The 19,426-nt window shown below is 47.8% G+C and carries 17 protein-coding genes and 1 pseudogene; 5 read left to right on the forward strand and 13 right to left on the reverse strand.

Annotated features, from left to right (window positions below):
- Positions 1-20: 20 nt before the first annotated feature.
- Positions 21-746, reverse strand: a complete 726-nt coding sequence (locus ACFO8Q_RS10070; protein ID WP_380025642.1) for a GntR family transcriptional regulator — start codon at positions 744-746, stop codon at positions 21-23.
- 201 nt (positions 747-947) lie between these two features.
- Here ACFO8Q_RS10070 and ACFO8Q_RS10075 point away from each other — a divergent pair, with 201 nt between their 5' ends.
- Positions 948-1,598 carry an SGNH/GDSL hydrolase family protein gene (locus ACFO8Q_RS10075; protein WP_380025643.1) on the forward strand — a complete coding sequence of 217 codons (651 nt, stop codon included), beginning with the start codon at positions 948-950 and terminating at the stop codon, positions 1,596-1,598.
- Positions 1,599-1,773: 175 nt separating this feature from the next.
- Here the strand turns inward: ACFO8Q_RS10075 and ACFO8Q_RS10080 are convergent, their stop codons facing one another.
- Positions 1,774-1,929, reverse strand: a complete 156-nt coding sequence (locus tag ACFO8Q_RS10080; RefSeq protein WP_380025644.1) for a group II intron maturase-specific domain-containing protein — start codon at positions 1,927-1,929, stop codon at positions 1,774-1,776.
- Between the two features lie 518 nt (positions 1,930-2,447).
- On the opposite strand from ACFO8Q_RS10080, the gene ACFO8Q_RS10085 reads away from it, so the two are divergent.
- The 3 genes from ACFO8Q_RS10085 to ACFO8Q_RS10095 are packed head-to-tail and all read left to right on the forward strand — an operon-like array spanning position 2,448 to position 5,169.
- On the forward strand, positions 2,448-3,032 hold the full coding sequence (locus ACFO8Q_RS10085; protein ID WP_380025645.1) for a cysteine dioxygenase: 585 nt from the start codon (positions 2,448-2,450) through the stop codon (positions 3,030-3,032).
- A 13-nt stretch (positions 3,033-3,045) separates the two neighbouring features.
- The gene (locus tag ACFO8Q_RS10090; RefSeq protein WP_380025646.1) at positions 3,046-4,230 is read left to right on the forward strand and encodes a class I SAM-dependent methyltransferase; all 1,185 of its coding nucleotides are present in this window, start codon (positions 3,046-3,048) and stop codon (positions 4,228-4,230) included.
- An 18-nt stretch (positions 4,231-4,248) separates the two neighbouring features.
- Positions 4,249-5,169 (forward strand): DMT family transporter, encoded by a 921-nt coding sequence (locus ACFO8Q_RS10095; RefSeq protein ID WP_380025647.1) that lies wholly within the window; start codon positions 4,249-4,251, stop codon positions 5,167-5,169.
- A 133-nt stretch (positions 5,170-5,302) separates the two neighbouring features.
- Here ACFO8Q_RS10095 and ACFO8Q_RS10100 read toward each other — a convergent pair whose 3' ends face one another.
- From ACFO8Q_RS10100 to ACFO8Q_RS10115, 4 genes are all read right to left on the reverse strand, one after another.
- Entirely contained in the window at positions 5,303-6,571 is a 1,269-nt protein-coding gene (locus ACFO8Q_RS10100) for a (Fe-S)-binding protein (protein WP_380025683.1), read from the reverse strand.
- A gap of 94 nt (positions 6,572-6,665) precedes the next feature.
- Positions 6,666-8,141, reverse strand: a complete 1,476-nt coding sequence (locus tag ACFO8Q_RS10105; protein WP_380025648.1) for an FAD-linked oxidase C-terminal domain-containing protein — start codon at positions 8,139-8,141, stop codon at positions 6,666-6,668.
- Between the two features lie 93 nt (positions 8,142-8,234).
- Positions 8,235-8,939: a FadR/GntR family transcriptional regulator gene (locus tag ACFO8Q_RS10110; RefSeq protein WP_380025649.1), complete on the reverse strand. Its 705-nt coding sequence runs from the start codon at positions 8,937-8,939 to the stop codon at positions 8,235-8,237.
- 121 nt (positions 8,940-9,060) lie between these two features.
- A complete protein-coding gene (locus ACFO8Q_RS10115) occupies positions 9,061-10,824 on the reverse strand; it encodes an adenine deaminase C-terminal domain-containing protein (RefSeq protein WP_380025650.1) in 1,764 nt (587 codons plus the stop codon).
- A gap of 174 nt (positions 10,825-10,998) precedes the next feature.
- Between ACFO8Q_RS10115 and ACFO8Q_RS10120 the strand changes: the two genes are divergently transcribed.
- Positions 10,999-11,529, forward strand: a complete 531-nt coding sequence (locus tag ACFO8Q_RS10120) for a gamma carbonic anhydrase family protein (RefSeq protein ID WP_380025684.1) — start codon at positions 10,999-11,001, stop codon at positions 11,527-11,529.
- Between the two features lie 146 nt (positions 11,530-11,675).
- Here the strand turns inward: ACFO8Q_RS10120 and ACFO8Q_RS10125 are convergent, their stop codons facing one another.
- From ACFO8Q_RS10125 to ACFO8Q_RS10155, 7 genes and pseudogenes are all read right to left on the reverse strand, one after another.
- A complete protein-coding gene (locus ACFO8Q_RS10125) occupies positions 11,676-12,374 on the reverse strand; it encodes a dienelactone hydrolase family protein (protein ID WP_380025651.1) in 699 nt (232 codons plus the stop codon).
- Positions 12,375-13,769: a UbiD family decarboxylase gene (locus tag ACFO8Q_RS10130; protein WP_380025652.1), complete on the reverse strand. Its 1,395-nt coding sequence runs from the start codon at positions 13,767-13,769 to the stop codon at positions 12,375-12,377.
- Between the two features lie 35 nt (positions 13,770-13,804).
- On the reverse strand, positions 13,805-14,659 hold the full coding sequence (locus ACFO8Q_RS10135) for a R2-like ligand-binding oxidase (RefSeq protein ID WP_380025653.1): 855 nt from the start codon (positions 14,657-14,659) through the stop codon (positions 13,805-13,807).
- Positions 14,660-14,696: 37 nt separating this feature from the next.
- Positions 14,697-15,875, reverse strand: coding sequence for an iron-containing alcohol dehydrogenase family protein (locus tag ACFO8Q_RS10140; protein ID WP_380025654.1), 1,179 nt, complete (start codon positions 15,873-15,875; stop codon positions 14,697-14,699).
- Between the two features lie 28 nt (positions 15,876-15,903).
- Positions 15,904-17,370 (reverse strand): aldehyde dehydrogenase family protein, encoded by a 1,467-nt coding sequence (locus ACFO8Q_RS10145; protein ID WP_380025655.1) that lies wholly within the window; start codon positions 17,368-17,370, stop codon positions 15,904-15,906.
- A gap of 19 nt (positions 17,371-17,389) precedes the next feature.
- Positions 17,390-17,956: pseudogene (locus tag ACFO8Q_RS10150) on the reverse strand (UbiX family flavin prenyltransferase).
- Positions 17,957-17,988: 32 nt separating this feature from the next.
- Positions 17,989-19,326, reverse strand: a complete 1,338-nt coding sequence (locus ACFO8Q_RS10155; protein ID WP_380025656.1) for an MFS transporter — start codon at positions 19,324-19,326, stop codon at positions 17,989-17,991.
- Positions 19,327-19,426: the final 100 nt, after the last annotated feature.

Consider the following 19,426-nt stretch of genomic DNA (forward strand, 5'->3'; position numbering starts at 1 on the left):
CCCCATCGCGAATATTCCGCCTACCTGTGAAGCTCGACATGAAGTTTATAACGATCACCGCGATAAACTGATTTAACGAATTCAAACGGTTGATCATTTGAATCGAAGGTTACCCGCTCAATCAAAATCACCGGTGATCTGTTTGGAATGCCTAAACTTCTTGATTCGGCCGGAGTGGAAAGACCTACCTCAATTGTTTGCCAGGCAAATTTGATCGCGATTTGATACTTCTCCTCGAGCAAACCGTACAAGGAACCGGAGTGCATAATTTCTTTTTCCAGATCCGGAAAGCGGGATAACGGAAGATGTGTGACTTCGTACGCCATTGGCTTCTGATCCGCCAACCGCACTCGTTCAAAAACAACTACTCGCCGATCCGAGGTCAACCCAAGCGCCTCCGCTGCAGCTGCGGACGCTCCCTGCACATAGACACCCTCTACACGGGAATCCGGTTTCATTCCTCTGCTTTTCATGTCTTCACTAAAGCTTGTCAGTTTCAGCAAACCCTGGTTGATCTTCGGTTCCGCAACGAAAGTGCCCTTTCCTTGCTCCCTGATCAGCAATCCTTCCTTCACCAATTCCCCCAACGCCTGTCGGACAGTCATTCTGCTAATCCCGTAAAGATCACTTAATTCTCTCTCAGACGGAACCAACGAACCGACCGGCAGCTCACCATTTTCAATTGATTGGATTATCTTTTGTTTCAGTTGATAGTACAACGGTATGGGTATCTTCTTATTTAACATCGTACTCCACCTAACATATAGAGGTCTATACCACTTTAATTCTAGATTCTCTTGTGTTTTTTGTCAATTACGATGGATAACAACCGGAAACCCACGAAACACCGGGGCTTGTGTCGGTTACAGTGCATGGCGTTTTTGAATTAAATAATTGTGTGGAGAAGACTTGACACAGCATACGGCAGGCAGTGAGGTGAGTTGCCAATGATCTTTTATACAGCCCTGGGGGATTCCATTACGGTAGGAAAAAGCGCGTCCTCCCCAAACAGAACCTATGTCCGCTTAGTCACTTTCATGCTGCAACGCCAATCGAATCAGGTACATCATCTGATCTTCGCCCGTTCGGGTTGGACCAGCGGTTCCCTGGTGCAAGCGGTGCTATGGAACTCGCCTGCATCCCTCCAGCAATCGACCACGATTAGCATTTGGATCGGTGGCAATGACCTTGTCCGTGCAGGTTTGATCACCCCGCAAAGCCGGTTGCCTCTCGTTCTGACGGAAAGGCTTGCCAACTATCAGCGCCATCTTGAAATCCTACTTGCCTTTATCCGAAAACGGAGCCGAGCGAAAATCGTCTTGTGCACACAGTATACCCCTTTTCCGAACACTCCCCTCGCATGTGAAACCATCGCGAGATTAAATACGATCACTTCCAACGTCGCCAACCGGTATCAAACCATGTTAGCCCCGGCTGACACATGGTTTGCAGGACATGAGTCGGATCTTATAGCCGGCTACCGACACGGACGGATCGAAGATGCCAAAGTGAATTTCCCCTTCGGTCCCTACCCGATCCACCCGAACGACAAAGGACATGCGGTCATCGCGCATCATCTGATTCCCTATATCAAATAAGGAATCTCCACACTAGAGTAAAGGGCTGGTCTTCCAGCCCCTCCTCATCAAACCGTACGTGAGGTTTTCCCTCATACGGCTTTCCAATGTCCGTCATTCATGGGCGTTCAGTTTACAATAGCGTTTTCAGTTCACTTAGGTCGCTCATGACCCTTACTTCCTGCCATGAACCTCTTCACCTTTTTCTTTGTCGCTTCTTGGCGTACCACTTGCAGAGTCTCTGTGAGATGTACCAGTCCAGCTTTTCCATCTTTTGAGAACTATAGGGTGTGGAGCAATAATTCTTCCACCCTTGGATTTTAGGGATCAGCCACTCAACATGTTGTTTCATGGACACTCCCCTTGCAGATGGTGGTGCTAATCTCCCTTTCACCACATCCCGTATGTGTTGCCCCGCTTTACGAGTCAACCATTGCTGGGTGGTGAAGTATCTGTCCTTTAGAGGTCTCCGCTCTGGTTTTGCGGTGATGCATCCCCAAGAAGTCAAATCCTTGTGTACTATCCCATAATCCTACCAACTGAATGTATATCGGCCTCCTTGATTGCTATTTAACAGGATTCCTTATACATCTTTTTTATCTGCTTTCCCCCACTTCACTCGAATTCCGCAGCACGTGACTTGCAGCATCTCCAACACCTCAGAAAAAAGAGGGAATTGTCTCAATATAAACCAAATCGGTGACCTTTTCACCCCCTAATTATGTAAAGTTTTGTTTAAAAATAGAAAATTTCCTATAAACACGATATTCCCCACAAAAAGACTATTCACAATTTACAAATTTTATGGCATTATAGTAAATATATCCATGGTTTATACAACCAATTAACAAATGATCAGGGAGTGATTTGGTGGATTTTTTAAAAAGGATAGAAAAGTGTTTTGGTAATCTGATTGAACCGAGTCCGCAAGAACTAAGGGAGGCTCTCGACAAGCTGCGGATCACACCAGAAGATTTAATTCCTTTTCTAGAGAATCCTGGATTTTTTCCCTACGGACGAAAACTGTTATTGAAGACTGATCATGTAGAAATTCTCGTGATGAATTGGGCCTATAACTTCGAGTGTTCACCTCACGACCACGGAAATTCGTTTGGATGGGTGGCAGTGGTAAATGGGGAATCAACCCATACCATGTACACATTGAATCAACGAGATGTACCAGTTCCCTATCTAAGCAAAGTAGAGAACACGGGGAGACCATTTTTTGCTCCGAAAGGATTTATTCATCAAATGGTCAATTTCGGTGAAGAAGGTTTGGTAACATTCCATGTCTATTCACCGCCTATTACGGGAATGAAGGTTTACGATCTGGAGCGTTGCGTTGGATGCGTTGTGAGTGATGATTGTGGAGCTTGGTGGCCGACTGAACAACGTCAAATGCTGCAACTGCTTAAATTAGATCAGGCAAATCAAACTGTTGTGAATACACAATAGAGGGGAGAAACAAATGAACTTTCACCAATTCATTGATTTGATCGCGAATCACAATGTAACCGATGAGCAGATTGAAAACGAATTATGTGAGAATCATTTTTACTTAACGGATATTCAAGAGGATCTGGCAGATGATGTTGATGAAATAATCTTGATAGAAACTAAACGAAGAAAGTGTTCCGTGATCCATGCAAAATCCGGTACTCAAGGTTTTCCATGTGTTCAGACCGGAACAAAGAAGGTACTTTATATTTTACAAGGGAAAATTCAGTATTCAGAATATGTTTGTGATGCCTTTACTCTAACAAATACCAAAAAGGAAATTGCTAGTGTTGGAGAGGTCATCATCGTGAATCCCGGGGTTATCCATAAAGTGGCTGCTTATGATGCCAAAGCAATCGTTCTTACAGTATCATTGTCCAATGTTGACTACGATGATACTCGCATCTTTAATCACTCTTTTAAAATCTTCGAAGACAACAGTAAACTTCCCGATTACTACTACGGCTATGACGAAAGATACCAAAAGGTTTACGCCGAGGGAGCGGATTTATGGGAAACGGATCAACCGAATGAACCCCTGATCCAATTTGTTGAAAGATATCTGGTTGAAGGCAAAAGGGTTATAGATCTGGGTTGTGGAGAAGGAAGGGATAGTGTTTATCTGGTCAGCCAAGGTTACGATGTATACGGTGTGGATGTTTCCCGGGCGGCACTGGAGAAGGCAAGAATGAGGGCTCGTCAACTAAATCTAAACTGCAAGTTTATTGAACGTGATGTAGTCTATTTGAGAAATATAAAGAATGAATCTTTTGATGCTGCCATCAATATGGGCTGTTTACATATGATGCCTGATCCAGTCCATCGTAAACAACACTTGGAGCGGGTTTTCCAAATTCTTAAACCTGGCGGATATTTCCTTGTTGCCCATTGTCGAGGCGAATGGCTCAAAGGCTTTTTTTCCGTTCCCAATTATGAAGAGGCCGGTCCCGCTGTACCCGGTCGGATTATTAACCGAAGAATTCGTGTAAAAGGTGGAACAAAAATGATTCCCCTTCCTTTGGTACCCTTCAAGGAATCATCTGAAGAGGAATTAAAAAGAGAACTTGCGGCTTCAGGATTCAAAGTTGTTGATTCGCTAAGCGAGAACACTGACGCATTCGGAAACACGGCTGTTTTATTAGCCCAAAAACCTTAGGCAGGAGGACATAAGCAGATGCAGAAAAAATTGTTGTTTGTAGTCTTATGCCTTGTTTGGGGGTCAACATGGCTCGCCATCAAAATTGGGGTGAATGAGGTTCCGCCTCTGTGGTTAGCAGGTACTCGTTTCTTTATGGCAGGCCTTCTGCTTGTTATATGGTATCGATGGAAAGAGGGTCCATTCAAGATCGACAAGAAAGATTGGCTGCCGATTTTAAAACTTGGATTCTTAGTGATTGCCGTCACTTTTGGACTCATATTCTGGGGAGAACAATGGGTTTCCTCCGGATTGACGGCTGTTTTAGTCCAAGGGCTTATTCCAATATTTATGTACATCTTTAGTTCGATGTATGGATATGATCGATTTAACTTAACAAGAGGAATTGGGATACTATTGGGAATCGCAGGGATTCTGATTATTTTCCTTCCAGTTATAAAATCGCCGGATACCGTACTTGAGTTTTTTGGTATGTTAGCCATTACGGTTGGTACCTTAGCCTACTGTTGGGGCTCTGTAATGAGTAAAGATACGCTCAACAAATACTCCACGATTCTTGTATCCGGTTTTGAAAATTTATTTGGCGGACTGTTATTGATGGCGGTATCCCCCTTCTTTGAGTGGTCAGAGCTAATGTCCGGATCCCTGTTTTTTGCAGGATCTTCCTTGATGAGCTGGCTGTATTTGGTGCTAATCGGATCCATTGTAGGCTTTACCATTTACATTTATCTGTTAAAAGAATGGGGAGCGGTACGTGTTTCTGTTTACTCCTTTATTACTCCAGTTGTAGCCCTCCTTCTCGGAGCTATGTTTTACGACGAAACCATAACGGTTTCGAAGGTAATCGGAACCCTGGTAATATTACTTGGGGTTTGGGTAACAACACGAGCGGGACAATTCAATAAACTTGTAGTTTCAAAAGAAAATTCCTCAATGTAAGTCACGGAGACGATCACTCAACCGATCACATCCATCGCAAAAAAAGTCGCACACACAGAAATGCCCCCCCTTTAGATGGACAGAGAAAATGGAACCTCTAAAGGAGGTTTTTCTTTGTGCCGAGGCTTCCTTTTTATTCAACCGCTTCATACAGCAGATCCGCAATGTGGAGAGCCTTCATTCGATCATCGAGACCTGCCCGTTGAATCCCGGCCCGCATTTGAAGCAAACATCCGGGGTTCGAAGTGACAACCACATTCGCTTTTGTCGCTTCCACCTGCTTCATCTTTCCATCAAGTATCTGCATCGACATGTCAAAATTCGTAATGTTATAGATTCCCGCCGAGCCACAGCAGCGATCCGCTTCCGGCAATTCTACATACTCCACTCCCGGAATGTTTTTTAAAAGTTCCCGCGGTTGGAAGCGAACCTTTTGCCCGTGAGCCAGATGGCATGAATCCTGATAAGTCACCCGGTATGGCAGAGAGCGCATTTTCGGCGCAGGGAGTTCGGCCAACAACTCATTCACATCTCGTTGTGCAGCCACGAACTTCTTTGCACGCTCCTCCCATTCCGTATCCCCGTGAAACCAATGGTGGTATTCTTTCAGAGCAGCACCGCATCCGCCCGCATTATTCACCATGACATCCACACCGGAACGCTCAAACGCTTCAATGTTATGCTTGGCCAGTTCTTTCGCTGCCGACTTGTCACCGGCATGTGCGTGAAGGGCGCCGCAGCAAGTTTGCTGCTCCATATAGACCACATCACAGCCAAAAGCGGATAACAGCTTAGCCGTTGCCTCATTCGTATCAAAGAACATCACATCCATAACGCAGCCCGTAAATAAACCAACTGTCATGCGCTTCTCGCCTTTTGCAGGCAAAAAGTTCTTACGCGCTTTTCTGGCGGACGGAGGAGCAACATCCGGAACCGCTTTTTCCATCTCTGACATGCTTTTTGGAAAGAGTTTCATAACTCCGCTTTGCCGTGTCAGAGTGCGAAGACCCGATTTTTGATAGTAGTAAAGGAGATTTCCAAGCTTCTGCATTCGCTGCGGATGAGGAAACAACTGCTTCATCGTGAGATTTCGAACCAGTCGGGTCAACAGCGGCCGCTTTCGATGTGTTTCCACCACTTCGCGAGCCCCTTCGATCAGAGTACCGTACTGTACCCCGGCCGGACATGCAGTTTCACACGCACGACAGCCTAAACAAAGGTACATGTCAGAGTCAAATCGCTCGGACACCTCAAGCTGCCCGCCGGCCACCGCTTTCATCATCGCAATCCGCCCTCGCGGGGAAGCCGTTTCCTTTCCGGTTTCCCGGTATGTCGGACAGGCCGGCAGACAGAAACCGCAGCGCATGCAATTGAGAATTTCATCATAGTGCATCGTCTCCATCAACTGAAGGATGCCGTTTTGGGAACTGTCAGACGGTGTCGCACATGCGGGTGCGACTGCTCCTGAAGCGGCATCTCCCGCCATGGTTGGCAGATTAGCTTGCTGTGTGCTCATTGCATTCACATCCGTTTCCGTGTCCATGGTGATTCAAATGACCTCCACCGCTCACAACCACTCGGCGTCGGGTATCCCTGGCGAACAACTTGCCCGGATTCATTATGTTTTGCGGATCAATTGCATGCTTCAACGCCTTCATTACTTCAATGCCTGTATCGCCTACTTTAAGGGACAAATAATTCATCTTCGCCATCCCCACACCGTGTTCCCCAGTGATCGTTCCGCCAAGTTTAATGGCCGCGAGGAAGATCTCTTCAAACGCCTGCTCCACGCGGTGAATCTCTTCCTTGTCCCGTTCATCTGTCATACAAGTCGGGTGCAGATTCCCGTCGCCCGCATGCCCGAACGTGCAAATTTGAATGTCATATTTTTTGGCAATCGCGTTGATTTGCTCCACCATCTCAGCGAGCCGGGCCCGGGGTACCGTAGCGTCTTCCAGAATTGTAGTGGGTCTGACGCGAGCCAGTGCTGACAAAGCAAAACGGCGGGCTTGCATCAGTTTGGCACCTTCCTCCAAAGAATCCGCGACCCTCACCTCCACCGCTCCTTCTTTCCGGCAGATCTCGGCAATCTTCCGAATATCCCGCTCCACAACCGCTTCCGGTCCGTCCTGCTCAATCATCAGGATGGCTCCCATGTCGGTCGGCAGCCCGATCCGGGCAAAATCCTCGACCACGCGAATGGTTGCATTATCGAGAAACTCCATCGTGGCCGGAATCATCCGTTCCGCTATGATTCGGGACACAGCTTTCGCGGAGCCGGTCAAGTCTTGGAACATCGCCAGCATCGTCCGTTTTGTTTCCGGCAAAGGAATCAATTTGGCCGTCGCTTCCGTAATAATCGCAAGCGTCCCTTCTGAACCTACCAGTAACTTCGTCAAATCGTAGCCGGCCACATCTTTTGCCGATTTGCCGCCTGTCCGAAGAACCTCTCCGTTTGGAAGGACGGCTTGCAGTCCCATGATATAATCTTTGGTCACTCCATATTTAAGGCCACGGAGCCCACCGGCACACTCTGCAATGTTTCCGCCAAGTGTTGAGATATTCATGCTGCCGGGGTCCGGCGGATAGAACAAACCCAATTGTTCCACTTCACGATGGAGATTCGCCGTGATAACACCCGGTTGAAAGGTAGTCGTCAAATTGTCTTGATCGATTTCCAGAATTTGATTCAACCGGGTCAAGACCACTACCAGACCACCCTCGATCGGAACCGTGCCGGCCGACAGATTTGACCCTGACCCGCGTGAGACAATCTTGATGTTTTCCCTCGCACATACTTTTACGATGGCCGCAACTTCCTCCACTGTCCCCGGAATGATCACCCCATCCGGCAGACTTTGATAGAGAGGGGTTGCATCATAGGAATAAGCAAAGCAATCCTCTGGAGTATCCATTACCCAATTGTCCCCGACGATTGCCCGCAGTTCTTGGGCTATGTTTGGCCTCAGCATGCCAGTTCCTCCTATCTCCCATTCACTGTTTGTATCAGTATAGCACAAGAGGTATGATGACCTGAACTATAACGCAAAAAAAATCAAGAATTTTTAAAATTCCTGATCTGTCTTCTTGTATCTGCTTTCCAACCCTTGCATCACATTGGCAATATGATCATACATGGTTTGACGGGCTTTATCCGGCTGTTGTGCTTCGATCTCACGGTAAATCAGGATGTGCTGGTAGAGGAGGTCTCTTGACGGACCGGCCACTGCCCGCATCCGGTTCATCATGCTTTGCATGGTAGGCGCAATGGTCTGGATTAAAGACACCAGCATCGAATTGCCTGATGCTTTTGCCACCGCCATATGGAAGCGAAAATCGGCCTCTACACTTTCCGGCTCCGACTCCTGAAAAGCTCCCATCATGTCGAGTGCGGCTCGCAGTTCCTGCAAATCCTCTTCGGTCCTGTTTCGAGCAGCCATTTCAGCTGCACCCACCTCAAGAATTTTCCTCACCTCAAGCAGTTCTACGAGATCATCTCCTTTTAACAGGCAGATGTTCATCGGTTCCTGAAAATTCTCGAGTCCGATGCTTCGCACAAAAGTCCCTTCCCCGTGACGAATGTCAATCAGGCCTTTCGCCTGCAGGGCTGAAAAAGCTTCCCGCACCGTGGCTCGTCCAACGTTCAGCATTTCTGACATCTCCACTAACGTGGGCAGCTTGTCTCCCGGTTTATAGACTCCCTGCTCAATTTGGGATTGTATGTGGTTGGCCACTTGCTCGTATACTTTTTGTGTTTTCAGTTTCTGCATGTCCCCACCCCTTATATAGTAAAAAGGGTCTTTCGTGCCTTACCTCAACTATAACACAGCAAGGAACATAGGGAAACAAAGTAACACGCTTTGATTAGCCAGGCTTGCCAATTGGTTTTCTTTACTTGAGGTAACGGCAAGGGATCAGAATCGTTCCATCATTGACGTTCAATACGCCTTGGGAAGTTAGCCTTACCTTTGGCAAGTGCGTTGCGGACAGGAATAACAAGGAATAAATCGGATCAGCAAATAAATACCCCGACTCACGCATAAGAGCTAAAAATCGCGTTGTTTCCTCAATTAGGGTGTTCATGTCAAGCGGACTCATCGTTCCCAGCAAGGGCAAAGGTAGATCGAAGCGGAGTTCCCCATTTTCAAACAAACATATTCCTCCGCCATTGGCGAGAATATGGTTTGCCGCTTGGGCCATCTGAACCGGATCGCGCCCCAGAATTACCAAATCACCGGAAAGCGAATAGGTGCTGGCTAAGGCATCAAATTCACCAAATCCTTTGATGATGCCTGTTGTTATCCATTCTCCTTCGCGGTGGAGGAGAGACACATACATATACCCCGGTAAACCCTTCACTTGCACCCTTTCGTCGATTACAGGGAGAGACTCGGTCCGACTAAAGGTTATCACCGCATTGATCAACTCGATCACAGGTACCTTATCCTGAAGCTGTGGGACTTCAAACCACTCCGGCTGCACTGCCGGATCCATCATTGAGGATGTCCCAACCCCGAAGCGATTCCATTCCATTCGGGGCAAATGTGACATCAATTTCCCATTCTCCGCTGCGATATGTCCATTCGCCATCACTTTCACAGGAGTGGGATTCCGGAGATCTTCCAGGAACACTATATCCGCAACCCGACCGGGGCTAATCCCCCCCAATTCATGATCCAGTCCATAGTAGACCGCAGGATTTAATGTGGCCATTCGGTAAGCCAACACCGGATCAAGACCTGCTTCAATGGCTATCCGTATACATTCATCGGTAAAACCCGAAGCAAGGAAAAAAGGAGGCGAGCCATCGGTCGTTAGCATCATACGGTCCCACAGTCGACACTCCGCGGTAAGCAATCCTTTGATCAATTCGGACAAATCGGGTCGGATTGAAGAGTGTCGAAGCGTTGCGTAATAACCCAATCGAATTCTTCTCAACACTTCTTCGGCGTTAATGCTTTCATGGCAACCGGTAGCCCCTGCTGCAGCCACCGCATTCAAAGTCTCTACCGATGCACCCGGGTTATGAGTTTCAATCCGTTTCCCTGCCTGCCGGGCTTCCCACATTCGGGAGATCATAGAATCGTCGCCATCAATTAACTCTTTCCAATACGTAAGCTCTCCCGCTTGTAAAACGGCTGAATTCTGAAGTGTTCTCTTCACACGATCAGCAGTAAATTGACTCGTCATCCCAGACTGATTTACCTGCGGATCGAGACGGGCCCACCAATAGTTTTTGAATGGCATCTCCTGTAAAGCTTCGAACAATCTTTCCATCTCCTGCTGTTGGAGATGGAGAAAGAAGGGCAGATTATCATGAAGCAGAGTCGTTGTCCCATGGGGTAAGGCAAATTCGCCCAGTGTCTGCGGATTATAGATTTGAAACGAATGTGCATGAGGCTCTATATATCCAGGAACGAGAGTAAAACCCCTCGCATCCAGAATTTGAGTGTCTGAGTCTGTCAACGGTTCTTTCTCGCCCACGTAAGCGATACGGTCTTCAGAGAGAACCACGTTCAGTTCCCGCACTTCACCGGTATAGATCTGAAGAACTTTCGCCCCTCGGATCCAGGTCGTTGCCGGATATTTGAACCGGGATACAGAAATCAACCGGCTTAGTTTTTCTTGAGTGAAACTCTGTAAAGTCTTAATCATTGTTCTCTCCCTTCTTTCTCAAATGGCGCTTGTTTTTATTGTAGACTGATGGAATACGGTTCTTTTCTATTTCTTATCGCTATGGCTTTCAAATTTTTATCAAGATGTCTCACGTGTGTTTCTTTCAAAGAAAAATTCAGTAGGATGATAGTAGAGAAAATAAACTTGGAAAAGGTGATTCAGATGATTTACAGTTTGTCTGGAAAAAAACCCGAAATCGAACAAAATGTATTTATCGCCGCCAACGCCAGCATTATCGGTGACGTAAAAATCAAGGAACTGTCCAGCGTGTGGTTTAGCGCTACAATTCGTGGCGACATTAACGCGATTACTATAGGGCGTGGGACGAGCGTTCAAGACGGTGCCGTGATTCATGTTGACGCCAAATATCCCACGGTAATTGGCGATGATGTTACGATAGGTCATCAAGCGGTAGTCCATGGCTGCACAATTGGTAACCGTGTGATTATTGGCATGTCCGCCACAGTAATGGACGGTGCTGAAATCGGAGAGAATAGCATAGTCGGCGGCGGCACGCTTGTACCGGAAGGGAAGAAATTCCCACCCGGTGTACTCATTCTCGGTGTCCCGGGCAAGGTGGTCCGCGAACTGAAGCCGGAAGAAATAGAACGCATTTCCTACTCCGCTAGGATCTACCAGGAACGAACCCTGGAATATTTACGATCCCTTGAAGGAACCGAGTAAACAGTCCTGTCAAACAAGACTTCAACAGTTTGGGCCATCCGTGGGGATGGCCCATTACATTTCTTTTTTGGCAGTTGCTGCGACTGAATTACTTTTTCTGCTGAACGAAAGAGATCATCTCCCCACCTTTTTTGATAATGGTTGCGTTACAGATTTTTCCGTAAAAACTGCCCCAACAGATCCCAAGCATCTTCTGCGGATTCCTCATGGTAATTGCGATGCCCTTTCAAGAAGAAGCCGTGTTCTGCGTCCGGATAAAATTTGCACTCATGGACTTTGTTGCGCTTGGCTAAGGCTTCACAGAAATCCTTCGATTCCTCCCACGGGAAAATGGTGTCCCGCTGTCCATGAATCAGCAGAATTGGCGCATGGAGATCGTCCACCAATTCAATTGGAGAAACCGGTTTTTTCTCGTCTTTCAACGGGTAATAAGACTGGCCGTAAAAAGAAACCAAAGCCTTGAAATCATCTGAATGCGCTCCCGTAACCATCGTAATGCTTCCGCCGCGGCATACTCCAATCAGACCCAAGCGATCGCCGTTCACCATCTCCTGCCGCTTAAGAAAAGATGCTGCGGTCTTGATGTCATTCACGATATCGTTGTCGGCCGGATCTTTCTCCCGTGACTGCCATCCATGTGCCAGGACCACGTATCCCTGCCCTGCCAAACGAGCGGGGAACCGCACGTCCATTTCCTGCAAACCGAAAATTCCGTGCAAGGTAATAATCCCCGGATACATCCCTTTCTCCTTTGGGTAACAGAGAACCGAAGAAATGGTTACCCCGTGACTTTCATAGGTAACGTTTTCAATGTGAACGTTAAATTCTTGTTCCAACGGCTCCATCTACTGTTTCTCTCCTTCAAGGTGAATGGATTGTATGGAAGTTCCGGAACTTATATATTCTTCCAAGTTTATCTCATCATAACCGGGAATCTGAATCCGCAAGTATTGCATCGGCTCACTGTTTAAAGGAACCGTGCAGTCCAAGCCCATTTTGGAACCAACTCCGTTGTCGGTCGATGGGTCCAGCTTGGATCCCTGCGCCCCATGGACAACCACCAAATCTCTCTCCGCCTGAAAGCGGGTGGCAATTGCCCATTCGACCTCTTCCATGTTAAAAATATCGACCTCTTCGTCCACGACAACGACATGTTTAATATCAAAGCTGTTGGCGAGAGCGGCAAATATCGCGTTCTTCGCTTCCCCCTCGTTTCGTTTTTTAATCGAAACGATTGCATGGTAGCGACACGTCCCGCCAGGGCTCATATGGACCGCTTTGACTGTCGGAACTGTCTGGCGAACGCTTTGGAAAAGGCTCGCCTCCCGGGGTATGCCTCCAAGTAAAAGATGCTCATAGGCCGCCGGAACAATGGTATAAAAAATCGGATTGTTCCGATGCGTAACGGCCGTAATCTGAACTACTTCCTTATCGCTGCGGGGACCATAGTATTTCGGGAACTCTCCGAAAGGTCCTTCCGGTTCACGGACATGAGGCAGGATCTTACCCTCCAAAACAATCTCCGCGTAAGCAGGAACATCAATGTCGACAGTCTCGCAACGAACCACTTCCAACGGCTCCCCTCGAAGCGCTCCTGCGATTTCGAGTTCATCCACACCGAACGGAGTGCTTGCTTGGGAAGCAAGCAGAGTCGCCGGATCGACTCCGATCACAATGGCACACTCCAGAGGCCTGCCCGCTTCTTCAGCCTGTTTGTACAAATGAAATGTGTGGCGCGGAAGGATCAAAGCGCCCAATTTATCTTTTCCTGAAACTTGAAGGCGGTGAATTGAAACGTTTTGCTTTCGTGTTACCGGATCCCGAACAATGAACAGTCCGGCAGTAATGTAATTCCCCGAATCCATCTCATGGTGCACCGGAATCGGAAACATCTTCATCAAATCAATATTTTCCTGACTGATATTCTCCTTGACAGGAGCGTCCCCGTTCTCAACCAATCGACAGGGCAGTGGCTTCGTCACTGCCTTTGTGAACTTTGGAATAAGCCCGTATTGGTCTGTTTCCAACGCCGCCGCAAAATCTTCGCGAGTAGAACAAATACCCGAAACAACCGGAACCGTATAATCTTCCACCTGTGTAAAATAGGTCGCTTTTTTGCCGTCCAATTTTTTTGCAATTGCAGCCAGTTCAAATTTCAAACTGACTTTTTTGTCAATTGCAGCTAAACGGCCGGTTGATTGAAGATATTCAAGCCAAGTTCGAAACGTCTGTGCTCTCATGTTAAAATATTGCCTCCCTCAAACTATTGCCTCCCTCAAACTGTGACTGGTGTACCGAATATATCCTTGAGTCGACGTTCGAACATTTTGATCAACCGTTCACGTCCCCGAACCTCAGGCGGAGTGGGATATTCCCTCCCATCCACAATGATCGGCTGATCATAACGAATCAAGATGAGGGGCAGATATTCTTCGTACAACCCACGAATCCGCTTTGCATGCTCCGGATTACGAGCTAACAGCTTCAGCATGCGAAGGCCGAAACCGACATGACGTCCTTCATCTTCCTTGATACGGGTAAATCCTTCGGCTAATCCCGGCAACAACCCTTTACTGCCGAATACCGCTTCATACACATCATATCCGGTCATTGCTTGAACGCCTTCAATGATACCTTGGTAATGGGTCAAACCTTCTACCAATGCGGCCTCGCGTTCCTCCGGACCTTGTTCCAGAGCTGCCAGCATCTTTTTAACCCGTTCATCCAGCTTCTGCTGAACAATGTTTTTCACGCCGGGAATACGCTCACGACCGAAAACTTCTTTGAAATAACGCATGAAAAACTCGGTGTGCTTAAACTCTTCGAGCAACTGGGTACTGAGAAAAGCCTGCTGTTCCGTCGAGGAACCCAGCATAACCCATGGACAGAACTTTAATGCCACGTTTTCTTCCGCATCAAGGAATCCAGTACAGAAATGAATGAGATACCCTTGCAGATCCTCGTCAAGAGACTCAAAATCTTTCTTGTCTTGGCTTAGGTCGATCGCTGCCGGATCCCAGGTTCCAAATCGGATCGCTTTGCGATACAAGTCCCACGCCACTTCATCGGTTGTCTTATCGAGGCTCGGGATTAACTCATCTGTCACGTTTTGATTCAATTTTTCAGTCATCTCTAATAACCTCCTGAAAATTTTGGATTGTGGGCGATTAAAACATTCGCTTTAAAAGTTCCAGCACTTCCGATTCAGTTGGTGTACGCGGGTTAAACTTCATCATTCCGCTTTTAAACGAGTCTTTGGCGATATCCGAGAGCTTCTCTTCAGGTACGCCGACTTCCCGAAGCCGTGTCGGAAGCCCGATATCCTTAACCATCCGGGCGACAGCCGGCCCGGCTTCTTCGGCCAGTTCCTCTGTCCGACTCGCCTTTATCCCCATCAATTCGGCAATCTTAGCAGCTTTTTCAGGGCATGTGGGTGTATTGAATTCCACCACATGGGGCAGCAGTAAACCGATGGCAATTCCGTGAGGGACATGACAATGTCCGGAAAGTGCACTTCCAATTGCATGAGCCAGGCCTAAAAATCCATTGTTAAACGCCATGCCGGCAAGCAAACTGCCATGGGACATCCCGACTCGGGCTTCTACGTCAGATCCGTGATGAACCGCACGACGCAAGTTTGCATTTACCGCAGCTATAGCTTCCATGGCAAGCGCATCCGATGCAGGTCGGGATCGTAAAGAAAAGAATGTCTCGATCCCGTGCGCCAACGCATCGATACCGGAAGCGGCTGTCATTTTTTCAGGCAGACTGACTGTTAATTCCGGGTCGACCAGGGCAATGGTCGGTGCCATATGTTGACTTGTCACAGTTACTTTGACGTTGTTGTGCCAATCAGAATATACTCCAAAGATCGTCACTTCGCTCCCGGTACCGGAAGTGGTTGGAATTGCAATGAAGGGGATTGCCGGGGCCGCAGGGATACGGTTCACACCGGCATAATCACCTATACTTCTACCGTTGGATGCCACCACACGAATTCCCTTTGCGGTATCGACCGGACTCCCTCCTCCCACCGCGACAATAGAGTCATAAGGTTTTGATTGGAAAATTTGGGCACCCCGGTCGATCGTCTCCAGACTCGGGTCAGGTTCCACATCTGAATAAACGTCAAACTCAATCCCGGCTGATTGTAATGACTCGGTCAAGCGATTAAGCAACCCTGCAGATTCTACGCCTTTATCGGTAACCAAAAACACTCTTTTTCGACCCGACTGCGAAAGTCGCTCGCCAAGACGGGAGGCCTTGCCATACCCGAACTCAATCAGAGTGGGAAGATGAAATGAAAATTCGAAATCGACCTTCTGAACCGCTTTACTCACACCCATCCTTTCCCAGCCTCCTTTCTGTTACCTATTAATCTATCTCAAAGTGAATGTGCTTCGTTTCGCAGTATTCCATTAAACCGTCAATTCCTCGAGTACGCCCCAAGCCGCTCTGCTTATAGCCTCCGAATTCCGCTTCGGGAAAATTTTTGTTGTACGTATTAATCCAGACGGTTCCTGCTTGGATACCCTTGGACATCCGCATTGCACGGTTCAAATCTGTTGTCCAAACACCGGCAGACAATCCGAAGTCCGTATCATTGGCCATCGCAAGAGCTTCCTCGTCATTTGAAAAAGTTTGAACCGCCAGAACGGGACCAAAAATTTCCTCCCGTACAACACGGCAGTTTGCGGACAGATCGTCGATAATCGTCGGTGCAAAGAAATACCCCTTATCGTAGTCTCCACCCGTCAACCGGTAACCGCCCGTGATGATTTTCCCCTCTCGACGACCGATTTCACAGTATTCCTCTACCAAATCCAACTGGCTTTGGGAAACCAAGGGGCCCATGTCCGTCGACTCAAGAAGCCCATTAGCAACCTTGAGATTTTCAGCGTAGCTTTTTAGACGGGAGATTACCTCGTCCTTGATTGATTCGTGAACCAACAGCCTGGAACCAGCCATGCAAATTTGACCTGCGGAAATGAAAATAGAACGGCCAATCAGTGGAATCGCTTTATCTAGATTCGCATCCGCAAACACCACATTTGGCGATTTTCCGCCAAGTTCCAAAGCGAGTTTCTTGATGTTGCTGGTGGCCAACTCCATGATCGTCTTGCCGGTGGAAGTATCCCCCGTAAAACTGATCATGTCTATTTTTTTACTGGTTCCCATGGCAGCGCCAATGGAACGTCCCGGTCCAGTAACGATACTGACGATCCCTTTTGTAAAATGGGGAACTTCCGCAATCAACTTGAATATTTCCACCGATATCCCCGGAGTAAGACTCGCCGGTTTGACAATGACACCGTTTCCTGCAGCCAGAGCGGGAGCCAACTCCCGAACCATCAGGAGCGCAGGCCAGTTCCACGGCGAAATAATCCCTACCACGCCAATCGGCTCTTTCGCAATCACTCCATAACTGTTTGGTTCCAACTGAATCGACCGCCCGAACACGGTTCGGGCAGCGCCCGCAAAATATTTTAATGTGTCGACACATCCGGCCAATTCAATGCGGGATTCGCGAATCGTTTTCCCTTGCTCCATAGTCAGAACACGGGCCAGATGTTCCAAATTCCCCTCGATTTTTTGGGCTAACCCAAGCAAAGCTTCGTAACGGCGCTTTGGGTTATACCCCCAATCACTGTGGTGAAACGCCTTATAAACGGAATCAATCGCTTCTTCCACATCTCGAACGGTTGAACTTTGCGCATAACTGATGAATTCTCCCGTTGCCGGGTTTCGCGATTCCAGCAATTCTTTTGACGAGGACTTGGTCCATTCACCGCCAACGTAATTGTAGTAAACCGCCTGTTTCTGTTCGGTTAAAGAAACCATTTTTCTCCTCCTTTGTCGGTTACTTGTCAGCCATCCCTTTCCACCGCTGAAACAGATTCGCCTCCAGATCAAATTGATCCAACGCCTTTTGCACACTTTGGTTCACGATGTCATCAAGCGTTTTGGGAAGATGATAGAAGGATGGAACGGGAGGGAGAATTACCCCTCCCATTTGCGTCACGTTCATCATGTGTTGGATATGTCCGAGATGCAAAGGGGTCTCGCGAACCAGCAGAACGAGTTTCCGACGCTCCTTTAACTAGACATCTGCAGCTCTTGTCAGTAATTCATTGTTGAAACTGTTCGCGATTCCGGCTAATGTTTTAACCGAGCAGGGAGCTACGATCATCCCGCTTACTTTGAATGAACCGCTTGAGATGGCAGCCCCCAAATCACGATTGTCATAAACTTTTGCGGCCATCGAACAGACATCTTCAAAACGATAATCCGTCTCATAAGAAATGGTTTTGATAGCGGTTTCACTGATCACCAGATGAACTTCGATTCCAAGTTTGTGAAGAGCCTCTATAGTCCGCACACCGTAAATCGCCCCGCTTGCACCGGAAATTCCAACCACGATCCGCATTGTTGCTTGCCCCCGTAACTGTTGCTGTCTTGTTATTTGAATTCCCCTTTTGTTTCCGGAACGATGAGGCTTCCAAGCAGGTACAGGATAAATACACCTGCCGCAAAATAAGCCAGAGTAAGAGGAATGTTTTGTGTCGAACCACTTGCCAGAGAGACAAAAGTCGGCATCATGCCCCCAACTGCAAATCCCATATTCCAGGACAGCCCGGTTCCAGTCGAACGTATCGCCGTTGGGAAGCGCTCGTTCAGAAAAATCAGTACGGGTGCATATGCAGCGTTACCCAAAAAGGCAAGCGCCAAAGCGTAGAATGCAATTGCAGGAACCGTTTGCGCGCTTCCTAACCCCAAGTAAAGAAATGGAAGAGTAATAAGACTGATCACACCTACGGTCATAAACGTTTTCTTTCGTCCGATAACATCACTGAGAGCACCAAACAGAACTGCCGACAGAATCGCTATAACACTCGCACCCATGAGAATCATGGATGAGGTAGCAGAGGGCAGCTTGTTAATCACTTTTAAGAAAGTTGGCAGATACCCGGATGTAAGGTAATAGGCGGTGCCTCCGCCAATCACAATCATGAGATTGACAAGCAGCACGGGGAAATATTGACGGGAGAAGACGACACGGACAGGTGCCTTCTGAGGCTTCGCCTCCCCTTGTTGAGCTTGTTTGAGTTGTACCCATACAGGAGATTCTTCGAGAGTCTTGAAAATAAAGAGACCGAGAATCGAACTGAGAATCCCTGCAAAGAACATGAAACGCCATCCCCACACACTAAACTCCGGTCCGGGAAATGCGACGGATACAGCATAGTAAACAATTGAAGCGAGTAATGCTCCCAGGCCTGCTCCGCCACCGCCGATCAGACCCGACATCAATCCGCGATACTTCGGAGGAACTGACTCGGTACCGATAGTATGGGTTGATGCAACGACACCACCGACAAAAACGCCCTGAATCAAGCGCAGGATTATGAACAGGACCGCTGCTCCGACACCAATTTGATGCACTGTCGGAAGAGCTCCAAAAAGTGCGGTAGAGATACCTACACCGGTTACCGCAACTATCATGGCTTTCTTTCTGCCGTTTCTGTCGGCGTAAGAACCAAAGAGAGCGGATCCGACCGGTCTCATTAGCAGTGTTACGGCAAAAGAAGCATAAACGGCAGCCAATGAAAGTGTTGGAATATTTGTTGGGAAGAACAGTTTTCCTACTTCAGGTGCCACATAAAGGAGGACAAAAAGGTCAAAAAGGTCCAACGACCACCCTAAAAGTGATGCGACCGAAGCAGTGACCATTTGCCGGCGGTTTACTGTAAGACTTGTTGTACCCGTATTAGTGCCTGTACTAGTAGTGATTGACATATTTCATCCCTCCGCTAGGAAATAGAAACAATAGTGACGAGTTTAAAAGTGGCTTTCAATTCTGATAACTTTCAGTTAAAAGAAGGGGATCGAATCATTC

The organism is Effusibacillus consociatus, assembly GCF_042652925.1.
GTDB lineage: Bacteria > Bacillota > Bacilli > Tumebacillales > Effusibacillaceae > Effusibacillus > Effusibacillus consociatus.

Bases quoted from the DNA above. Each gene is read 5' to 3' on its own strand.
- ACFO8Q_RS10095 (WP_380025647.1), top strand. From the start codon at position 4,249: ATGCAGAAAAAATTGTTGTTTGTAGTCTTATGCCTTGTTTGGGGGTCA.
- ACFO8Q_RS10080 (WP_380025644.1), bottom strand. From the start codon at position 1,929: ATGAAACAACATGTTGAGTGGCTGATCCCTAAAATCCAAGGGTGGAAG.
- ACFO8Q_RS10130 (WP_380025652.1), bottom strand. From the start codon at position 13,769: ATGAGAGCACAGACGTTTCGAACTTGGCTTGAATATCTTCAATCAACC.
- ACFO8Q_RS10075 (WP_380025643.1), top strand. From the start codon at position 948: ATGATCTTTTATACAGCCCTGGGGGATTCCATTACGGTAGGAAAAAGC.
- ACFO8Q_RS10140 (WP_380025654.1), bottom strand. From the start codon at position 15,875: ATGGGTGTGAGTAAAGCGGTTCAGAAGGTCGATTTCGAATTTTCATTT.
- ACFO8Q_RS10145 (WP_380025655.1), bottom strand. From the start codon at position 17,370: ATGGTTTCTTTAACCGAACAGAAACAGGCGGTTTACTACAATTACGTT.
- ACFO8Q_RS10090 (WP_380025646.1), top strand. From the start codon at position 3,046: ATGAACTTTCACCAATTCATTGATTTGATCGCGAATCACAATGTAACC.
- ACFO8Q_RS10115 (WP_380025650.1), bottom strand. From the start codon at position 10,824: ATGATTAAGACTTTACAGAGTTTCACTCAAGAAAAACTAAGCCGGTTG.
- ACFO8Q_RS10110 (WP_380025649.1), bottom strand. From the start codon at position 8,939: ATGCAGAAACTGAAAACACAAAAAGTATACGAGCAAGTGGCCAACCAC.
- ACFO8Q_RS10070 (WP_380025642.1), bottom strand. From the start codon at position 746: ATGTTAAATAAGAAGATACCCATACCGTTGTACTATCAACTGAAACAA.
- ACFO8Q_RS10105 (WP_380025648.1), bottom strand. From the start codon at position 8,141: ATGCTGAGGCCAAACATAGCCCAAGAACTGCGGGCAATCGTCGGGGAC.
- ACFO8Q_RS10125 (WP_380025651.1), bottom strand. From the start codon at position 12,374: ATGGAGCCGTTGGAACAAGAATTTAACGTTCACATTGAAAACGTTACC.
- ACFO8Q_RS10100 (WP_380025683.1), bottom strand. From the start codon at position 6,571: ATGGAGACGATGCACTATGATGAAATTCTCAATTGCATGCGCTGCGGT.
- ACFO8Q_RS10155 (WP_380025656.1), bottom strand. From the start codon at position 19,326: ATGTCAATCACTACTAGTACAGGCACTAATACGGGTACAACAAGTCTT.
- ACFO8Q_RS10135 (WP_380025653.1), bottom strand. From the start codon at position 14,659: ATGACTGAAAAATTGAATCAAAACGTGACAGATGAGTTAATCCCGAGC.